Raw genomic sequence first — 1,697 nt, forward strand, 5'->3', positions numbered from 1 at the left:
TTCATTATCGCGCTGGTGGAGACCAATTGATGGCTCATCAAGTACATACATAACGCCAACTAAACCGGCACCGATTTGGCTCGCCAAACGAATACGTTGCGCCTCACCACCAGACAGCGTTTCAGCACTGCGTGATAGGTTAAGGTAGTTCAAACCAACGTTGACTAAGAAATGCAGACGATCATTGATCTCTTTCATCACTTTATCTGCGATCTGCCCACGTTGACCGTCTAGCTTCAATTCTTGGAAAAATTGTAGTGCGTCAGCAATGCTAAGTTCAACGATTTCCGGAAGTGTGGTATCACCAATGAAAACATTGCGAGCTTCTAGTCTCAGGCGAGTGCCATCACAGCTAGAACACGACTTGGTTGAGATGTATTTGGCAAGGTCTTCACGCACCGCGCTAGATTCAGTATCACGGTAACGGCGCTCTAAGGTATTTAAAATGCCCTCGAATGGATGACGCTTAACTCGAATATCACCTCGGTCATTGATGTACTTGAATTCCACTTCAGTTCGACCTGATCCTTTTAGAATGATCTCTTGAGTCTTTTTCGGTAGAGAATTAAATGGCGCATACAGATCAAAACCATAATGTTCTGACAGCGACGTTAGCATCTGGAAATAGTAGTAGTTCTTTTGATCCCAACCTTTTATCGCACCTTCAGCAATGCTTAGGTTCTCATCTAAAATCACTCGGCTTGGATCAAAATACTGTTGAACACCAAGACCATCACACGTACCACAGGCTCCTGCTGGGTTATTAAATGAGAACAGGCGAGGCTCAAGCTCTTGCATGCTGTAACCACATTTAGGACAAGCGAAGTTAGCAGAGAATACGATCTCTTCTTGATCCGTTTCGTCCATCCAGCCGACGACAGCGATACCGCCAGAGAGCTCTAATGTGGTCTCGAATGACTCGGCTAAACGCTGTTGAAGATCAGGACGAACCTTGAATCTGTCTACCACAACTTCAATGGTGTGCTTCTTATGAAGTTCAAGTGCTGGTGGATCGGATAGATCACAGGTTTCACCATCAATTCGGGCTCGGATAAAGCCTTGCGCAGCTAAGTTTTCCAGTGTTTTAACATGCTCACCTTTGCGCTCTTTGACAATCGGTGCCATCAACATCATCTTTGAGCCTTCAGGCAGTTCTAAGACCTTATCGACCATTTGACTGATGGTTTGTGCTGCTAGAGGGATGTTGTGGTCTGGACAGCGAGGTTCGCCTACTCGCGCATACAATAATCTGAGGTAATCATAGACTTCGGTAATGGTACCGACGGTTGAGCGAGGGTTATGTGAAGTCGATTTTTGTTCTATTGAGATAGCTGGAGACAGACCTTCAATATGGTCGACATCAGGCTTTTCCATAAGAGATAGAAATTGACGAGCGTAAGCAGACAGAGATTCAACATAACGACGCTGACCTTCTGCGTAGAGTGTGTCAAACGCAAGTGACGACTTTCCTGAACCCGATAATCCGGTGATGACAGTCAGTTTGTCACGTGGAATGGTTAGGTTGACGTCTTTGAGGTTATGCGTACGAGCGCCTCTAATTTCTATTTTATCCATCTCAATAGACCATGTAATTTTAAGTGGCTAAAGTATTACATAGAGTGAGATTTGTGCAAAGTTTTACTGGATAAAAAAACAGTAAACAAAAAGGGCGACTCAAAGAGTCGCCCTTTCTAAAA

At 44.5% G+C, this 1,697-nt stretch carries 1 protein-coding gene; it reads right to left on the reverse strand.

Annotation, left to right across the window (positions count from 1 at the left end; all coding sequences use genetic code 11):
- The coding region (gene uvrA / locus AB4623_RS23605) for an excinuclease ABC subunit UvrA (protein ID WP_372147474.1) at nucleotides 1-1,575 on the reverse strand (1,575 nt) is incomplete at its 3' end.
- Nucleotides 1,576-1,697 lie beyond the last annotated feature (122 nt).

Source organism: Vibrio sp. 10N.222.52.C12, from assembly GCF_041474215.1.
In the GTDB taxonomy this organism is placed as follows: domain Bacteria; phylum Pseudomonadota; class Gammaproteobacteria; order Enterobacterales; family Vibrionaceae; genus Vibrio; species Vibrio crassostreae_C.